Annotated in this window: 15 protein-coding genes and 1 other RNA gene; 5 read left to right on the top strand and 11 right to left on the bottom strand. The window is 67.2% G+C overall.

The window, feature by feature from the left end:
* Positions 1 to 72: 72 nt before the first annotated feature.
* The 8 genes from tyrS to pheS form a co-directional block, all read right to left on the bottom strand.
* Entirely contained in the window at positions 73 to 1,335 is a 1,263-nt protein-coding gene (tyrS, locus tag O3669_RS08985; RefSeq protein ID WP_371524437.1) for a tyrosine--tRNA ligase, read from the bottom strand.
* Positions 1,336 to 1,407: 72 nt separating this feature from the next.
* A complete protein-coding gene (gene argH, locus O3669_RS08980; RefSeq protein WP_371524436.1) occupies positions 1,408 to 2,835 on the bottom strand; it encodes an argininosuccinate lyase in 1,428 nt (475 codons plus the stop codon).
* 42 nt (positions 2,836 to 2,877) lie between these two features.
* The gene (locus O3669_RS08975; RefSeq protein WP_371524435.1) at positions 2,878 to 4,236 is read right to left on the bottom strand and encodes an O-antigen ligase family protein; all 1,359 of its coding nucleotides are present in this window, start codon (positions 4,234 to 4,236) and stop codon (positions 2,878 to 2,880) included.
* Between the two features lie 98 nt (positions 4,237 to 4,334).
* Complete coding sequence (locus O3669_RS08970; protein WP_295920474.1) at positions 4,335 to 5,555, bottom strand: argininosuccinate synthase; 1,221 nt, start codon at positions 5,553 to 5,555, stop codon at positions 4,335 to 4,337.
* A 65-nt stretch (positions 5,556 to 5,620) separates the two neighbouring features.
* Positions 5,621 to 6,142: an arginine repressor gene (argR, locus tag O3669_RS08965; RefSeq protein WP_371524434.1), complete on the bottom strand. Its 522-nt coding sequence runs from the start codon at positions 6,140 to 6,142 to the stop codon at positions 5,621 to 5,623.
* A 74-nt stretch (positions 6,143 to 6,216) separates the two neighbouring features.
* Positions 6,217 to 6,705, bottom strand: a complete 489-nt coding sequence (locus O3669_RS08960) for a flavodoxin domain-containing protein (RefSeq protein ID WP_371524433.1) — start codon at positions 6,703 to 6,705, stop codon at positions 6,217 to 6,219.
* Positions 6,706 to 6,806: 101 nt separating this feature from the next.
* On the bottom strand, positions 6,807 to 9,455 hold the full coding sequence (pheT, locus tag O3669_RS08955) for a phenylalanine--tRNA ligase subunit beta (protein ID WP_371524432.1): 2,649 nt from the start codon (positions 9,453 to 9,455) through the stop codon (positions 6,807 to 6,809).
* Between the two features lies 1 nt (position 9,456).
* A complete protein-coding gene (gene pheS, locus O3669_RS08950) occupies positions 9,457 to 10,542 on the bottom strand; it encodes a phenylalanine--tRNA ligase subunit alpha (protein ID WP_371524431.1) in 1,086 nt (361 codons plus the stop codon).
* 170 nt (positions 10,543 to 10,712) lie between these two features.
* Between pheS and panB the strand changes: the two genes are divergently transcribed.
* From panB to ppgK, 3 genes are all read left to right on the top strand, one after another.
* Entirely contained in the window at positions 10,713 to 11,573 is an 861-nt protein-coding gene (gene panB, locus O3669_RS08945) for a 3-methyl-2-oxobutanoate hydroxymethyltransferase (RefSeq protein WP_295968894.1), read from the top strand.
* A gap of 27 nt (positions 11,574 to 11,600) precedes the next feature.
* Entirely contained in the window at positions 11,601 to 12,485 is an 885-nt protein-coding gene (gene map, locus O3669_RS08940; RefSeq protein ID WP_315283320.1) for a type I methionyl aminopeptidase, read from the top strand.
* Positions 12,486 to 12,653: 168 nt separating this feature from the next.
* The gene (gene ppgK, locus O3669_RS08935; protein ID WP_371524430.1) at positions 12,654 to 13,406 is read left to right on the top strand and encodes a polyphosphate--glucose phosphotransferase; all 753 of its coding nucleotides are present in this window, start codon (positions 12,654 to 12,656) and stop codon (positions 13,404 to 13,406) included.
* 69 nt (positions 13,407 to 13,475) lie between these two features.
* Here ppgK and rnpB read toward each other — a convergent pair.
* An RNA gene (rnpB, locus tag O3669_RS08930) (RNase P RNA component class A) lies at positions 13,476 to 13,842 on the bottom strand.
* 51 nt (positions 13,843 to 13,893) lie between these two features.
* On the opposite strand from rnpB, the gene O3669_RS08925 reads away from it, so the two are divergent.
* Positions 13,894 to 14,706, top strand: a complete 813-nt coding sequence (locus O3669_RS08925) for a YaaA family protein (RefSeq protein WP_371524429.1) — start codon at positions 13,894 to 13,896, stop codon at positions 14,704 to 14,706.
* Between the two features lie 79 nt (positions 14,707 to 14,785).
* Complete coding sequence (locus tag O3669_RS08920) at positions 14,786 to 16,123, top strand: alpha-L-fucosidase (RefSeq protein ID WP_371524428.1); 1,338 nt, start codon at positions 14,786 to 14,788, stop codon at positions 16,121 to 16,123.
* Positions 16,124 to 16,126: 3 nt separating this feature from the next.
* Here the strand turns inward: O3669_RS08920 and O3669_RS08915 are convergent, their stop codons facing one another.
* Positions 16,127 to 16,870: a zinc ribbon domain-containing protein gene (locus O3669_RS08915; RefSeq protein ID WP_371524427.1), complete on the bottom strand. Its 744-nt coding sequence runs from the start codon at positions 16,868 to 16,870 to the stop codon at positions 16,127 to 16,129.
* On the bottom strand, positions 16,867 to 17,775 hold the full coding sequence (locus tag O3669_RS08910; protein ID WP_371524426.1) for a Nif3-like dinuclear metal center hexameric protein: 909 nt from the start codon (positions 17,773 to 17,775) through the stop codon (positions 16,867 to 16,869). The genes O3669_RS08915 and O3669_RS08910 overlap by 4 nt, the downstream gene beginning before the upstream one ends.
* Between the last annotated feature and the right edge of the window lie 47 nt (positions 17,776 to 17,822).

Raw genomic sequence — 17,822 nt, 5'->3', positions numbered from 1 at the left:
ACAACAAAACCCAACAAACACAACGAAAAACGGGCGCCCGGCAATTGCCGAGCGCCCGCTCCTCGCGACCAATTAGCTCAGTTCAACGACCGCCAGGTTCTTGCGACCCTTGCGAATGAGAGCCAAACCACCCGCAAGAAGGTCGTTTGCGGAGAAAACAGCCTCGGGATCCTCAACCTTGACGTTATTGACGGAGGCACCGCCCGAGGAAATGGTGCGACGTGCGGCGGTCTTACCCTTTTCGAAGCCGAGCGCCACGAGCGCGTCGGCGACTGTGGACTCGCCCAGGGTCAGGGAAGCGCGGGGCAGGTCGGCGGTCGCGGCGGCCAGGGTGGCCTCGTCGAGATCGCGGATGTCGCCGCCGCCCCACAGGGCCTGGGTCGCGGCCAGAACGCGCTCGAGCTGGTCGGCGCCGTGCACCAGTTCGGTGACGGAGGCGGCCAGGGCCTTCTGGGCGGCGCGCTGGTGGGGGCGCTCGGCGACCTCCAGAGCCAGGGCCTCGATTTCCTCGCGCGTCTTGAAAGTGAAGATCTTGAGGAAACGAACCACGTCCTCGTCAGCCACCTGCAGCCAGAACTGGTAGAAGGCGTAGGGGGTCATCATCTCAGGGTCGAGCCAGATGGCCCCGCCCTCGGACTTACCGAACTTGGTGCCGTCGGCCTTGGTGATGATGGGGGTGGTCATGACGTGGGTGTCGACGCCCTCCACCTTACGGATGAGGTCGACGCCGCCGACCATGTTGCCCCACTGGTCATTGCCGCCGGTCTCGAGCGTGCAGCCGTTGCGGCGGTACAGCTCGAGGAAGTCGTTGGCCTGGAGGACCTGGTAGGAGAACTCCGTGTAGGAGATGCCTTCGTCGGAGGCGATGCGGCGCGCGACGATGTCCTTGTTGAGCATGGTGCCCACGCGGAAGTACTTGCCGATGGTGCGCAGCAGGTCGATGGCGCTCATCTCCTGCGTCCAGTCCAGGTTGTTGACCATCTGCGCGGCGGCCGGTCCCTCGAAGTCGAGGAAATGGGAAATCTGCGCGCGCAGGCGCTCCGCCCAGCCGCGCACAACCTCGGTCGACTGAAGCTGACGCTCACCGCTCTGGCGGGGGTCGCCGATCTGGCCGGTTGCGCCACCCACGAGAGCGAGGGGGCGGTGGCCAGCAAGCTGGAGGTGACGCATGACGATCAGCTGGACGAGGTGTCCGTGGTGCAGGGAGGGGGCCGTCGGGTCGTAGCCGCAATAGAAGGTGACAGGTCCGGCGCTCAGGTGTGCGCGAAGCGCCTCGAGGTCGGTGTGCTGCGCGAGCAGCCCACGCCACTGCAGGTCGTCCAGAATGTCTGTCACGAAAGTTGTCCTTCCTTGCGGATTTGACGGGTTGTTGTGGTTGTAAGTGTATCGGTTTTGCAGCTAGCGGCCTTAGTGCAGCCCAGCGACCGCCCACTGCCATGCATCCTCGAGGCCAGCCCGGGCCTCGTCGAGCTGCTCGGCGACGCGCACGGGTGCGGTGCCGCCTCGACCCAGGCGGGCACCGACCGAGCCCTCGACGGTGAGCACGGAGCGCACCTGGGGATCCAGGTGGGACGAGGCCTGGGCGAGCTCTTCGTCGGTCAGGTCCGCCAGCTCCACTCCCCTGGCTTCGGCCAGGCGCACGCAGGCTCCGGAGATCTCGTGCGCATCGCGGAACGGGACGCCGCGCTTGACGAGCCATTCGGCGATGTCGGTGGCCAGGGAGAAGCCCTGGGGGGCCAGCTCGGCGAGACGGTCGAGGTGGATGGTCATCGTGTCGATCATGCCGGCCACGGCGGGGCACAGGACGTCGAGGGTGTCGATCTGGTCGAAGACGGGCTCCTTGTCCTCCTGGAGGTCGCGGTCGTACGCGAGAGGAAGGGCCTTGAGGACGGCGAGGAGGGCGGTCAGGTCGCCGATGAGGCGCCCGGCCTTGCCGCGCGCGAGCTCGGCGACGTCGGGGTTCTTCTTCTGCGGCATGATGGACGAGCCTGTCGAGTAGGAGTCATCCAGGGTGACGTAGTCGAATTCCTTGGTGTTCCAGATGACGATCTCTTCGCTCAGGCGGGAGATGTCGATGCCGATCTGGGCGCAGATGAAGGAGAACTCGGCGACGACGTCGCGCGCGGAGGTGCCGTCGATGGAGTTTTCGACGGAGTCGGTGAAGCCGAGTGCCGCTGCAATGCGGCGCGGGTCCATTCCGAGCGTATTACCGGCCAGCGCGCCGGAGCCGTAGGGCGAGATGGCGGCGCGCTTATCCCAGTCGCGCAGGCGGGCCACGTCGCGCAGGAGCGGCCACACGTGGGCGAGCAGGTGGTGGGCGACGAGGACGGGCTGGGCGTGCTGCATATGGGTGCGACCGGGCATGACGGCGTCGCCCGCGCGCTCGGCCTGGCCGACGAGGGCCTGGGCGATGTCGAGAACGCGGCCAGCCAGGTGGCGCGCCTCTTCGCGCAGATACACGCGGATAAGGGTGGCGATCTGGTCGTTGCGGGAGCGGCCGGCGCGGAGCTTACCGCCCAGGGTCGCACCGGCGCGGTCGATGAGGCCGCGCTCCAGGGCCGTGTGCACGTCCTCATCGTCGGGGCTAGGAACGAAGGCACCGGAGGCGACGTCCGCGTCGAGGCGGGACAGCGCGTCGTGCATGTCCGCGCATTCCTGGTCGGTGAGCAGACCGACGCGGTGCAGCTCGTCGGCGTGCGCGTGCGAACCGGCAATGTCGACGTGGGCCAGTCGGAAATCGAAGTGGGTCGACACGCTCAGCGCTGCCAGGGCCTGCGACGGGCCGCCAGCGAAGCGACCACCCCACAGGGACACGTGCGTTTCGGATTGCGACATGGTGGACCTCCCGGGTCGACAAAGGGGATTGACGTTCCTGACTTAAGAGTATTCGAGATGCTGGCGTGCAGCCGACGGCCACACGATGGGCACCTCGCCACGCACCTTCACCCAGGTGGCGATGATGACGAAGAGCATCCAGTTGCCCTCGAAGAGCAGACGGGATTCGGTAAAGGACTGAATGAACATGGCGATCATGAGGACCGCGGGGATTACGTCCCACAGGTTGTCGTCGATGTGGGCGACGGCGACCTTGACGACGCGGTAGAGCGTCCAGATGATCGCGGAGGTCACCAGGAAGGCGCCGACCAAGCCGGTGGTCAGGGCGGCCTCCACATAGACGTTGTGCGCCTGGTTCGTCGACGTCCCGTCCTCGCGAACGACGAGTCCCGCGAAGGGTTCGAGCCACGTGGGCCAGCCGATGAACCAGCCCCAGCCGCCGATGGGTTTGTCCGCGATGAGCGGCGCGACGGAGTGCCAGATGACGGAGCGGCCGCTCATGTCCGGGCTGCGTCCGAAGGCATCGGCGATCCAGTGGCGGGCAAAGAAAGCGATAATCGCCGCGACGACACCTATGCCCGTGAAGATTCCAACCACCCGCAGTCGCAGGCGCACGGGAACGTTGCGCTGAACGACGAGTCCAGCCAAAACGACGAAGCAGCCCGCGGTCGACAGGGCCACCGTCGCAGACTGGGTCAGCGCCAGGGTCACGCCGCTCGCGGCAAGCCACGCAAGAGTCCACGGCAAAGACGCGCGCGTCTGCATGTAGCGCAGGACCAGACACACCGCCAGCAGGAGGGCCACGAAGGCTAACGGGTTGCGATTGCCTGGGAAACCTTGGATCGGTCCCCCCTCGAGTAATCGACCGTCCACCCAGTACGCAGAGGCGGGCAAATGTCCCCGGCCCCACAGGGTGGGTGGCGCGAGGGGCCCTTGATCAAGAAAGGCAACCACGGCCTCGAGAATGAAGGACGAGCCGATGATCCACTGAAAGGAGAGAATCAGCGACTCCACCAGGGATGTCAGCGGGAGGGCAACCGCCACGGCTATCGCCACCAGCGTCAGCACGGATTGGAGGACCCAATACTGGGCGCTCAGCGCCGGATCGATCGACCAGATGCACGTCAGCGCGCACCACAGCACAAACATGCTGATCGTGCTCGGGAAACGACGCAGGAGCAGGGACCGCCCGGAGCCGCGAAAGAGCACGACGAAGGCGGCCAACAGGATGAGCATCGGGACGAGAGACCCGATCTCACCGAAGATTCCGCGGATGCCCTTGCCCGCGAAACCGACGAAAAACATGGCCGCGACCGTGTAGCGCATCATGCGCTCACGCACGGCCTCTTCTTGATCAATGCCTGCGGGAGCATCCATCGCCGCACTCTTTTGGTACGTCATACACGACACAGTAGGCGAGGTGGGAGCGCCCTTGCCGACGCTCCCACCTCTTGAAACCCAACTGAAACATTCCCTGTGAGAGAACCCTCAATGAGTACTCAGTACCCCATATCAACACCCATGCGCACGTCGCGCGCGGCCGCCAGCTTGGACTGCAGGCCGTAGATGTCGATGAAGCCGCGCGAGGAGGACTGATCGAAGGTATCGCCGGTCTCGTAGGTCGCGAGGTTGAAGTCGTAGAGCGAGGACTCCGAGCGGCGGCCGTTGACCGTCGCGCGTCCGCCGTGCAGGATCATGCGAATGTCGCCGGAGACATACTGCTGCGTGTGCTCGATGAAGGCGTCCATGGACTTCTTGAGCGGCGAGTACCACTGGGCCTCGTAGACGAGCTCGCCCCAGGTCTGCTCGAGCTGTCGCTTGTAGCGGTGCTGCATGCGCTCGAGGGTAACCGACTCGAGGGCCTGGTGGGCCTCGATGAGCGCGACGGCGCCGGGGGCCTCGTAGATCTCGCGGGACTTGATGCCGACGAGGCGGTCCTCGACCATGTCGATCCGGCCGATGCCCTGAGCGCCGGCGCGGCGGTTCATTTCCTGGATGGCCTCGAGCGGGGTGACGGGGCGGCCGTCAATCGCGACGGGGATACCCTTGTCGAAGGTGATGACGACTTCGTCCGGCAGCGGCGGGTAGGTCGGGTCGTCCGTGTAGACGTAGACGTCCTTGGTGGGGGCGTTCCACAGGTCCTCGAGGAAGCCCGTCTCGATGGCGCGGCCCCACACGTTCTGGTCGATCGAGAAGGGGTTGTGCTTCGTCGTTTCGATCGGCAGGTTGTGCTTTTCCGCGTAATCGATCGCGACGTCGCGGGTCAGGGCGAGGTCGCGCACCGGGGAGATGCAGTCCATGTCGGGTGCCATCGACGTAATGGAGACCTCGAAGCGAACCTGGTCGTTTCCCTTGCCGGTGCAGCCGTGGGCAACGGTGGTGGCGCCGAATTCGCGGGCGGCCTTGACCAGGTGCTTGGTGATAACGGGACGCGAGAGGGCGGAGACGAGCGGGTACTTGCCTTCGTAGAGCGCGTTGGCCTTCAGGGCCGGCATGCAGTATTCGTTGGCGAATTCGTCGCGGGCGTCGGCGACGTAGGCTTCAACCGCACCGCAGTCGAGTGCGCGTTGGCGAATGACCTCAAGGTCCTCGCCACCCTGGCCGACATCGACCGCGACAGCGACGACCTCACGGCCGGTCTGCTCTCCGATCCATCCGATGGCGACAGAGGTGTCCAGGCCGCCTGAGTAGGCCAGGACAACGCGGTCTTTGCTCGACATGTGGGTTCCTTCCACTGGGGTGTTTCTAAGGTTCGTGTGCCCGCCCGTTGGGGACGAGGCCGGGGCTAGTTTTCGGGCAGCGCGCCGGGTTCTGCGAGGGCTAGGAGCATTCGTTCGATGACGCTCGCATCCTCCTTTGAGCGGCAGATCACCAAGATGGTGTCGTCACCGGCGATCGTGCCAGCGACTTCTTCGCGGCGCACGGAGTCGATGGAGGAGGCCAGGAGGTTGGCTGCTCCGACCTGGGTGCGCAGAACGAGCTGGTTGCCGACCTTGACGGAGGTGACAAGCAGGAGCTGGCACCAGCGAGCGAGGCGGACGTTGGCAGCTTCACCGTCGTGGGTGGCTCCCCCGTCATGGTCGGGCACCGTGTAGATGAGCGCGCCGGAGGCGTTGCGCACCTTGGTGGCCCGCAGGTCCATGAGGTCGCGCGAGAGCGTCGTCTGGGTGACCTCAATCCCCCGTTGCGCGAGGCGTGAGCGAAGGGACTCCTGGCTGCCGATGGACTCGGAGGCCAGGAGGTCGCGAATCATCTCGTGCCTGGCACTCTTAGTGCTGGGGAACGCTGCTACTGCACTCATATGCATGATTATACATGCACATGCATAGAATTGCGCAAGTGGGTGAGTCGCGAACCTCACCCACTCACCACCTGACAGTCTCAGGCCTTCAGCGCCTCGACGATCTCATCAGCCCACTGGTCGATAGCCTCCCAGTCACGGAAGTCCCCCTCGACAACTCCAGCCAGGCGGGCAACCGAACGCTCGCGCAGGGACAGGAGGGAGGGCTTGTACCGCCCCGGGAAAGTATGCAGCTCGCGGCACTTGACGTGCGTGAGGAGCGGGCCGACGCGCGTGCCGTCCTGCTCGGTATGCTTGGGAACGCCATTCATGCCGACGGAGAAGGCCCATACGCGTCCGACGGGCAACTCGTCCTTAAAACGCTCCATGAAGTCGTGTGCCTCGGGCATCCACTGGAGGATGTAGACGGCGGAGCCGATGATGACCGCGTCGTAGCCTTCGACCGACGTGACATCACTGGGGGCCAGCCGGTCGACGGTGATACCACTCGCTTCGATGCGCTTGGCAATGGCATCGGCGACCTCATCCGTCGCCCCGTGCTTTGATGCTGCAGTTACAAGGATGTGCATAGGCCCATCCTAAAGCGAAGACCGGCCGAATCCACGGGCGCAACGCCCCAAATGAGTGGGGCGCCACACCGTGAGATTCGACCGGCCGTGCGGAACGCTTGTCAGGCGCGCAGCGACGCTCCGAGAACCTTGGCAGCCTTGGTGACCACCTGCTTGCGGACGGCCTCGGATTCCTTGGCGGTCAGCGTGTGGTCGGCGGCGCGCAGGCGCAGGGCAAAGGCCAGCGAACGGTAGCCCTCAGGTACCTGGTCACCCTCGTAGATATCGAAGAGTGAGACCGATTCCGCGAGCGGGCCGGCACCCTGACGCACGATCTGCTCCACGCGCGAGGCGGGAATGTCGGCCGGAACGACCAGGGCGATATCCTCCTTGGCCAGCGGGAACGTCGAGACGCCCTTGACCTGGATCGGGTCGGCGCTCATCTGGGAGATGAGCGCGTCCATGTCGATCTCGAAGGCGCACGAGCGCGCGGGCAGGCCGAAGGCGCGGCAGGCTGCGGGCGAGAGCTCGCCGGCCAGGGCCACGTCCACCAGCTCGCGTCCGGCGCGCACGAACACGCGGGCGACGCGGCCCGGGTGGAAGGGCGCGACGTCGGCGGGATCGGTCGCGGGAGCGGGCATCGGGGCACCCTTGTGCGCGGGCACGCGGTCCATCCAGGCGCGTGTCACCTCGACGCGCACGCCAAGACCGCTGGCCACGCGACGCACGTACTCGAGGGCGTCGGCCCAGTCGTAGGCGCGGGGCGTGGACAGGACGCCAGCGGCCTCGGCTGCGCCGGTGAGCACGCCGCCGATGTGCCAGGGCTGGGCCGGGATACCGGCTTCGAGCGCGGCGAGCACCTCGTCGGAGGGACGCGTCTCGGCTCCGGGCAGGCCTGCGGGCACCGTCCCGGCGGGACGGGCAACCTTGGCGACCTCGAAGACGGCGACGTCCGCGTTGGAACGCGAGACGTTGCGGCCCGCGACGTCCAGCAGCGTGTCGAGCACGCTCGTGCGCAGCCACGGGGCGTCGTCCGCCATCGGGTTGCGCAGGCGCAGGGCGTCGCGGCGAGGGTCGCCCGCGGGGATGCCCTGGCGGTCCCACGTGTCGGACACGAAGGGGTAGGACTCGACCTCGACGAGGCCTCCGTGGGCCAGCGCGGACGCGGCGAGGCGGCGGGCCTTCTGCGCGGGCGTCAGGCCATGGCCGGCGGGGGCCATGGGCAAGATGACGGGGATCTTGTCGTAGCCGTCCAGGCGGGCGATCTCCTCAACCAGGTCGGCCGCGAGGGTCAGGTCGGGACGCCACGAGGGGGCGGTCACCGTGAAGACGCCGTCGGAGGGTCCCTCAACGGTGCAGCCGACGGTGGTCAGCAGCTCGGCGATGCGCTCGGGGCTGTGGGCGACGCCGGTGAGGCGCTCGGCCTCGCCCACGGGCAGCGAGATGACGGTGGGCGCGGGACGCTGATCGACGTCGGTGACGCCCTCGTCGACGGTACCGCCGCCGTATTCGACGAGCAGCTCGACGGCGCGCTGGGCTGCGACGGCGGGCAGGGCCGGGTCGACGCCGCGCTCGAAGCGCTTGGAGGACTCAGAGTGGAGCTTGTGGCGGCGGGCGCTGCGTGCGATCGACACCGAGTCGAAGTGGGCGGCCTCGAAGAGGATGTCCGTCGTGCCAGCCTCAACCTCGGAGTACGCGCCACCCATGACGCCGGCGATGCCGATGATGCGGGAGCCTTCGCCCTGCGGGGAGTCGGTGATGAGCAGGTCCTGCACATCGAGCTCGCGCTTTTCCTCGTCCAGCGTCACCAGCGTTTCGCCGGCGCGCGCTCGACGCACGACGATCGGGGCAGCCAGCGCGCCCAGGTCGTAGGCGTGCATCGGCTGGCCCAGGTCCAGCATGACGTAGTTCGTAATGTCCACGGGCAGCGACAGGGAACGCATGCCGGCGGCCTCAAGGCGCTCGACCATCCAACGCGGCGTGGGGGCGGCCGGGTTCGTGCCGCGCACCACGCGACCGACGAAGCGGTCCACACCCACGCGGCCGCGGATCGGAGCGTCGTCGGCGAAGACGACGGGGAAGCCCTCGGCGTTGGCGGCGGGAGGCTCGGCGGCGACAACGCCGGGCGCACCCGGGTCACGGAAGGCGGCACCAGTCGAGTGGGAGTACTCGCGTGCGATGCCGCGCATCGAGAAGCAGTAGCCGCGGTCCGGGGTCACGTTGATCTCCAGGACCTCTTCGCCCAGGCCCAGCCAGGATACGATGTCGGTGCCGACCGCGGGAATCTCACGGTCCGGGAAGTACTTCGGCAACACGATGATGCCGTCGTGATCCTCACCCAGACCAAGCTCGCGCGCGGAGCAGATCATGCCGTCGGAGACGTGACCGTAGGTCTTGCGGGCGGCGATCTGGAAGTCGCCGGGCAGGACGGCGCCGGGCAGGGAGACCACGACCAGGTCGTCGACGTCGAAGTTATGCGCGCCGCAGATAATGCCGCGGCTGGGCAGCTCCGAGGGCTCCTTGCCGGTGCCGGGAGCATCGTTGTGCTCGCCCACGTCCACGCGGCAGTAGTTGACGATCTTGCCGTTCGAGGCCGTCTCTTCCACGCGGGTCAGGACGCGGCCCACGACGAGTGGGCCGGTCACGCGCGCCGGGTGGATCTCCTCTTCCTCAAGACCGACCTTCACCAGGGCGGCGGCCAGTGCGCGGGCGTCGGTGCCTTCGGCGACGTCCACGTGGTCGGCCAGCCAGCTCAGCGGAACCATAGGCATGTCAGTTTCCCCTTCCATTGACGCCGAACTGCTGGGAGAAGCGAACGTCTCCCTCGACGATGTCGTGCATGTCAGCGATGCCGTGACGCAGCATCAGCGTGCGCTCGATACCCATGCCGAACGCGAAGCCCGAGTAGACCTCGGGGTCGATGCCGTTGGCGCGCAGGACGTTGGGGTTGACCATGCCGCAGCCGCCCCACTCGATCCAGCCGGGGCCGCCCTTCTTCTGCGGGAACCACAGGTCCATCTCGGCGCTGGGTTCGGTGAAGGGGAAGTAGGAGGGACGCAGGCGGGTCTTCGCCTCGGGGCCGAACATGGCCTTGGCGAAGTGGTCCAGGACTCCCTTGAGGTGCGCCATGGTCAGGCCCTTGTCGACCGCCAGGCCCTCGACCTGGTGGAACACGGGGGTGTGCGTGGCATCCAGGGCGTCGGAGCGGAAGACCTTACCCGGGCATGCGATGTACAGTGGAACGCCGCGGGCCAGCATCGAGTGGGACTGCACCGGCGAGGTGTGCGTGCGCATCACCAGGTGACCGTCCTCTTCCTTCTCGCCGCCAGCAGAGCGCCCGTCAATGTAGAGGGTGTCCTGCATCTGACGCGCAGGGTGATCGATGTCAAAGTTCAGCGAATCGAAGTTGAACCACTCGTGCTCGATCTCGGGACCCTCGGCGATATCCCAGCCCATTGCGACGAAGAAGTCCGCGACCTCTTCCATCAGGGTCTCCAGGGGGTGGCGAGCGCCCGCCGCGCATCGGCTCGTCGGAACCGTCACGTCCACGGATTCCTCGACCAGCATCCGGGCCTCATGCTCGGCGGCGAGGACATCCTTGCGCGCGTCGAGGGCCTCGGTCAGCGCCTTGCGAGCCTGTCCGAGGTTCTTACCTGCCAGACCGCGCTGGGAGGGCTCGAGCGAACCAATGGTGCGGTTCGCGATCACGAGCGGGGCTTGATCTCCGAGAAGCGCCCCGCGAACAGCCTTGAGGGCGTCCAGCGAATCTGCTTCTTCAATATCGACGAGGCCCTGGGCGCGCAGTGCGTCAACGGCGGCCTCGTCAAGAGGATCAAGGTCAGGGGCATTGCCAGCCATGTCCTGCTTCCTTCTTCTTTCCTACTGGGTTCATTACTGCGCGCATCACGCGCACTGTCCTCCATCTTACCTGTTCGCAGATCCTCACAGCTCACCGGGTCCGCCGCCGCGCTACCCTGGAAGGCGTGAATGCGCGTTTGCGCTACTCGTTGTCTCACGACAGGAAGTCAATGTCTCACATCACGAACCCCGAAGGCGCGGCCCCAGCCTCATCCTCCAACCCTCCCCTGTTCAACGCCCGCCGTGTGCGCGTCCAGCACATCGCGCGCGCCAAGGCCGAGGGCATCCCCCTGACCATGCTGACTGCCTACGACGCGCTGACCGCGCCGATCCTCGAGGCCGCCGGCGTCGACATGCTGCTCATCGGTGACTCCCTCGGCAACGTCATCCTCGGCCACGGCTCGACGCTGCCCGTGACCCTGGAGGACATGGAACGCGCAACGGCGGCCGTCGCACGCTCCACCTCGCGCGCCATGATCGTTGCCGATCTGCCCTTCGGCACGTACGAGGACACCCCCGAGCATGCCTTCGCCTCAGCCGCCCGCCTGATGAAGGCGGGCGCCCACGCCGTCAAGCTTGAGGGCGGCGAGGCCCGCGCCCACATCATCGCAGCCCTGACGGCCGCCGGAATCCCCGTGTGCGCGCACCTGGGCTACACCCCGCAGTCCGAGAACACGCTCGGCGGCCCGCGCATGCAGGGCCGCGGCGACAGCGCCGAGCAGCTACGCCGCGACTCCCTGGCGGTCCAGGAGGCCGGCGCGTTCGCGGTCGTCTTCGAGATGGTGCCCGCCTCCATCGCCACCGAGCTGACCCAGACGCTGTCCATCGCGACAATCGGCATCGGCGCCGGCCCGAATACGGACGGCCAGGTGCTGGTGTGGTCCGACATGGCCGGATACTCCGACTGGACGCCCTCGTTTGTGCGCAAGTTCGGCCAGCTCGGCGCCGCCCTGCACGAGGCTGCCTCGGACTACGTTGGCTCCGTGCGCGAGCGCAGCTTCCCCGGCCCCGACAACTACAAGAACGACTGACGCCACCCGTTTGCAGGAGGAAGAACCATGGAAGCATCACCGCTGGCACGCCGCGCGCCCCTGGGCACGCTGAAGCCCGGACGCGTCTCGGCCCGGCGCGCCGTGCCTGATCACATCGCGCGCCCCGAATACATGTTCCACGACGGCCCCGAGCGCGTCACGACCTCGGACATCAAGAGCCCTGAGACGATCGCGAAAATCCGCGAGGCCGGGCGCATCGCCGCCGGTGCCATCGAGGCCGTGGGCGCCGCCATCGCGCCGGGCGTGACCACCGACGAGCTGGACCGTATCGGCCACGAGTACCTGCTCGCCCACGACGCCTACCCGTCGTGTCTGGGCTACATGGGCTTCCCCAAGTCCCTGTGTTCCTCGATCAACGAGGTCATCTGCCACGGCATCCCCGACGACCGCCCGCTCGAAGACGGCGACATCATCAACATCGACATCACGGCCTACAAGGACGGCGTCCACGGCGACACCTGCGCCATGTTCGAGGTGGGCACCGTCGACGAGGAATCGCACCTGCTCATCGAGCGCACGAAAAACGCGATGATGCGCGGCATCAAGGCCGTGGGTCCGGGCCGCGAAATCAACGTGATCGGACGCGTCATCGAGGCCTACGCGAAGCGCTTTGAATACGGCGTTGTGCGCGACTACACCGGTCACGGCGTCGGCGAGGCATTCCACTCGGGCCTGATCGTCCCCCACTACGATGCTGCGCCCGCCTACGACACGGTCATGGAGCCGGGCATGGTCTTCACGATCGAGCCGATGCTGACGCTGGGCACCGTCGAGTGGGAGCGCTGGGACGACGATTGGACGATCGTCACGGCCGACCGCTCGCGCACCGCGCAGTTCGAGCACACGATCGTGGTCACCGAGGACGGGGCGGAGATCCTGACCCTGCCTTAAGTCCCAGAATGACCCTCAGCCCGCCTCCTTTTTTTCATAATCGGAGGCGGGCTTCGCTCATGTGGTAAACGCGTTGTTCACCTCGAGGCGGCGTCCGTTACAATGAGGAGACGTGGGACACTAAGCGCCCACGCACACAACAGAACACACATTTCCCGAGGAGGGGTCATGGTTCAGGTCGCTTGCGGCATCGACATCGGCGGATCCGGCGTGAAGGGCGCGCTGGTGAATCTTGAGACCGGCGAGTACATCGGCGATCAGGTTCGTATCCCCACCCCCACCCCGGCAACTCCCGAGGCCGTGGCGAAGGTCTGCCGCGAGGTCATCGACCAGCTTGACGTGAAGGTCGGTGTTCCGATCGGCGTCACCTTCCCCGCCCCCGTCTTTAACGGCGTCATCCCCTACATGGCCAACCTGGACCAGTCGTGGGTTAACGTCAACGTTGACGCCCTCATGGAGCGTTACCTGGGCCGTGCGGTTGTCGCCCTCAACGACGCGGACGCAGCCGGCATCGCAGAGGTTGCCTACGGCGCCGCCAAGGGTCGCGACGGCGTCATCGTCTTTACCACTCAGGGCACGGGCATCGGCTCGGCGATCATCGTCAACGGCACGCTGCTGACCAACACGGAGCTGGGCCACCTGGAGATCGACGGCACCGACGCCGAAAAGAACGCCTCGTCGGGCCAGAAGACCCTGCAGGGCCTGGACTGGGAGCAGTGGGCGCAGCGCCTCCAGCGCTACTACAGCCACGTGGAGTTCCTGCTCAACCCCGACCTCTTCGTCGTGGGTGGCGGCGTGTCTGAGAACCATGAGAAGTTCATGCCGCTGCTGAACCTGAAGACCCCGATGATCCCGGCGAAGCTGCTGAATACGGCGGGCATCGTGGGCGCCGCCTACTACGCGGCCAAGCAGAGCGCCTGATTCGCTCGGCCGAGCGGCCCGGCAGCATCAACGACAGAAGGACCCCGACGCGCGTCGGGGTCCTTCTGTTGGATCTGTCGGCCTATACGCCGGGTTCTGTCCCCGCGCTCCGTTACCGGAAAAGCGCGGTGGCGACCATCTATCTAGGACCGTCGTTACCGACGGCCTCCAGCAACCTACCCGCAGGCATGAGGCGGGCCGCCCTGCCTGCTGCTCGGTCTTGCTCCGGGTGGGGTTTACCTAGCCGACGCGGTCACCCGCGCCGCTGGTGAGCTCTTACCTCACCTTTTCACCCTTACCGACGCGTGCGCGCCGGTGGTTTGTTTTCTGTGGCACTGTCCCGCGGGTTACCCCGGGTGGCTGTTAGCCATCACCCTGCCCTGTGGAGCCCGGACGTTCCTCGAGCGTTTCCGCGCGCGGCCGCCCGGCCGGCAGATCCGCACCGATTCTAGCGCGCCTGGCGGCTTCGGCGCGATAGGGTGTCGTCATGCTGATCTGGTTGCCCCCGTCGGAGGGGAAGAACGCGCCCGAGCGCGGACCCGCCCTGTCCCTGGAGTCCCTGTCCCGCCCATCCCTGACCGCGGCTCGTCGCGCGGTCGCGGACGCGCTGGTCGCCCTGGGCTCGGGCCCGCAGGCGGCGGCCACGCTCAAGGTTGGGGCGCGCATCGACCTGTCCGTCAACGAGGTTCTCGCGAGCGCTCCCTGCGCCCCGGCCTCGTCCCTGTTTACGGGCGTGCTCTTTGAGGCCATCGAGGCCGTGGCACCGGGTGCCTGGCAGTGCCCGGGCGCGACGTCCGTGTCGGTGTTCTCAGGGCTCTTCGGTGTCCTCTCCCCCGCCGATCTCATTCCCGATCACCGCCTGGCCATGGGCGTGTCCCTGCCCGGTTTCGGCGTCCTGTCCACGTGGTGGGCGCCGCGCCTGGACGAGGCCCTGCGCGAGGAGGCATCAGGACAGGTCGTCATTGATGCCCGCTCGGGCCCCTACCGGGCGGCCTGCAAGGCGCCGTGGGCACGCGTGTGGGAGCTGCGCGTCGTGCGCGAGGCCGACGGTAAGCGCTCGGTGATTTCCCACGATGCCAAGCGCTGGCGCGGCGCGGTGACGGGCACGCTTCTGGCGTCGGGAGGATACGCCGCGGGCGAGACGGCCGAGTGCGAGCATGCGCTCACCGACGCTGCGCACGCTGTGACCTTACAGGATGCTCGCGGGGCCGAGCACCGCGTCATCGACATCGAATTCGGCCCCGAAAAGAAGGCGAAGCACGGTGGAACGACGCGCGCCGTCACGATGGTGACCAATTAACCGCTGGGCTATCCTTTGTCAGGAACCTGCAGGGCGCAGGCCCGGCCGATTGCGGCCACGAAGCGGAGATTACATCGCGATGATCAACGAGGACTACCTGGCCAACATTCGGCCCACCCACCGTCAGCTCCAGTGGCAGAAAATGGAGATGTACGCGTTCATTCACTTCGGCATGAACACAATGACGGATCGCGAGTGGGGCGAGGGCCACGAGGACCCGGCCCTGTTCAACCCGGGCAGCGTCGATGTCGATCAGTGGATGCGCGCCCTCGTCAGCGCCGGCATGTCTGGAGTGATCCTGACCTGCAAGCATCACGACGGGTTTTGCCTGTGGCCGTCGGCCTACACGAAGCACTCGGTGGCGTCCTCGCCGTGGAAGGGCGGGCGCGGCGACCTCGTGCGCGAGGTCTCCGACGCGGCGGCGCGCCACGGCCTCAAGTTCGGCGTGTACCTGTCCCCCTGGGACATGACGGAGCCGACCTATGGGCAGGGCGAGGCTTACAACGACTTCTACATCAACCAGCTCGTCGAGCTGCTCACCCACTACGGCCCGGTCTTCTCCGTGTGGCTGGACGGCGCGTGCGGCGAGGGCCCCAACGGCAAGGTGCAGGTCTACGACTGGCAGCGCATCTACGACACGGTCCGCGCGCTGGCCCCCGAGGCCGTCATCTCGGTGTGCGGCCCGGATGTGCGCTGGTGCGGCAACGAGGCCGGCTCCGTGCGCGCCAACGAGTGGAGCGTCGTGCCCGCCTCCCTGCGCGAGGCCGAGCGCACCGCTGAGAAGTCCCAGAAGGCCGACGACGGGGAGTTTTCCCGTCAGGTGGCTTCCGGTGACGAGGATCTGGGCTCGCGCGAGGCCCTGGCTGCCTACTCCGGTCCCCTGGCCTGGTACCCCGCCGAGGTCAACACCTCGACCCGCAAGGGCTGGTTCCACCACGACGTCGAGGATTCGCAGGTGCGCAGCGTCGACGAGCTGTTCTCGATCTGGAAGGGCTCGGTGGGCGGCAATGCCACCTTCCTCCTGAACGTTCCCCCGAACCGCGACGGCCTTCTCGCAGACGCCGACGTCGAGGTCCTGGCGCGCCTCGGCGAGAAGATCGCCGACTTCCGCTCGCGTCGCGTCGAGGCGTCCCGCGAGGACGAGGCCAACGTCGTGACCCTGCGCTTTGACGCGCCGCGTGCGGTCGGCGCCATCGTCCTTGAGGAGGACATCGCCCAGGGGCAGCGTATCGACGAGGCCGTGGTGACCTCGTGCGTCGAGGGCGCCGGTGAGCGGGAGATCGCCCGCGTTCACTGCGTGGGCTACCGCCGCATCGTCACTCTGGACAAGCCTGTGACCGCCACCCGGATTCGGGTGACGGTCACAGCAAGCAGGCAGGGCTTCTACCTAGCGGACGTCTACGCGGTTCGCGCCTGAGTCTCAGCGCGGCGTGTTCGCCGCCGTGCGCACGACGATCTGGGAGGTGTCCTCGGTCAGGTACAGCTCGTCGTGGGGCGTGAGGCGAATGCGCTCGAGTTCCATCGGGCTCAAGTCGGCGGCCACGCCGATCCCGTAGCCGTCGCGAACCTCGATGACGGCCAGGGCACCGTTGCGGCGGCGGGCATCCTCGTACTCCTCGAGCAAGGCGTGCGGAAGGCGCTCGGCGAGCTCGCGACGAGCGGCGATGACGCGGCGCAGTTCCTCGTCGGACTCGGCGACGTCGGCCTGGAACTCGGCCTTGAGGCGCTCGATGTCGGCTGCGATGGCCTGAGCCTCTTCCTTCATCTTCTCCTGGGCGGCGCGGGCGGCCTCGACGCGTTCCTCGGCCTCGACTTGGTCGTCCTCGAGCTTGGCCAGGCGGCGGTCCATCTGGGCGATCTCGTGCTCCATGGCCGAAATGTCGCGCAGGGGCACCTGGTTGTTATCGATGCGGCCCTGCTGGCGCTTGCGGCGTTCGGTCACCTTAGCGATTTCGTCCTCGATGCGGGTGACCTCGCGGCCCACGTCGGCGATGAGGGCGTTCTGGCTGATCGCGGCGCGCTGCAGGTCGGCGACGCGGCCGACGAACTCGCGCACCGTCGCGTGCGCGGGGTGAGAATCGCGCTTGTGGCGCAGCGCCGACTCCTTCTGGTCGAGCTTCTGAAGCTCGAGGAGGTCGAGCTGATCGGTGTGCGATGCTTTCACGCTAGTTCTCCCTGGGTGACTCGGTAGCTGGTCCATGGCTCGGTGACAATCGTAGAGATTTCGACGCGAACTTCCACATCGGCGTATGTCGCGGCCTCCCGGATGCGACGGGCCAGGACGGGCAGCCACGGGGACTCGGTGGCCCAGTGGGAGCCGCACAGGAGCGCGGGTGCGCCGCCCTCCAAGTGTTCCGAGGCCGGGTGGTGACGCAGGTCGGCCGTGAGATACACGTCAACGTCCGCGGCGCGAGCCGCGTCTAGCGCGCTGTCTCCGGCACCGCCCAGGACGGCGACCCGGGACACTGCCATGGCCTCGTCCCCTCCCACGAGCAGGCCGGTGGGTCCGGCGGGCAGGACAGAGGCGACGTGGTCGGCGAAGGCACCGAGCGTCGTGGGCTCGACCGTTCCGACGCGGCCCAGGCCGATCTCGTGCCCCTCCGCGTCCACGCCGCAGGGTTCGAGCGGCACCGTGTCGCGCAGGCCGATCAGGTCGGCGAGCGCCGTGGCCACGCCCTCGCAGGCGACGTCGGCGTTCGTGTGCGCATTGAAGAGGGAGACGCCCGAGCGGATGAGGCGCGTCACGACGCCACCCTTCGGATCCGTGACGGGCAGGAACGACGCGCCGCGCAGGAGCAACGGGTGGTGCGTGATGACCATGTCGTAGGGTTGCCCGTCCCCGTTCGGCCCGGCCACGGCTTGCTCCGCGATCGCGGCGGTGGGGTCGAGCGCGAGGAGGAGTGAGCGCACGGGGGCGTCCGGGTCGCCGACGATCAGGCCGACGCGGTCCCAGGACTGCGCCCAGGCTGCCGGGTACCAGGACTCCATGAGGGCCATCACGTCGCGCACGCGCCACGAGGCCCCCGTGGCATCGGCGCACGCATCAGAAGAATGAGAGGACAATCGCATGCGTTAAGCATACCGGACCCCCATCTAGCAAGGGACCCTGCCCGCGA

It is taken from the genome of Pauljensenia sp. 20925_1_34 (genome assembly GCF_041432775.1).
Lineage (GTDB): Bacteria > Actinomycetota > Actinomycetes > Actinomycetales > Actinomycetaceae > Pauljensenia.
The sequence above is the reverse complement of the archived record's forward strand: the minus strand, read 5'-3'. Positions and strand labels throughout refer to the sequence as shown.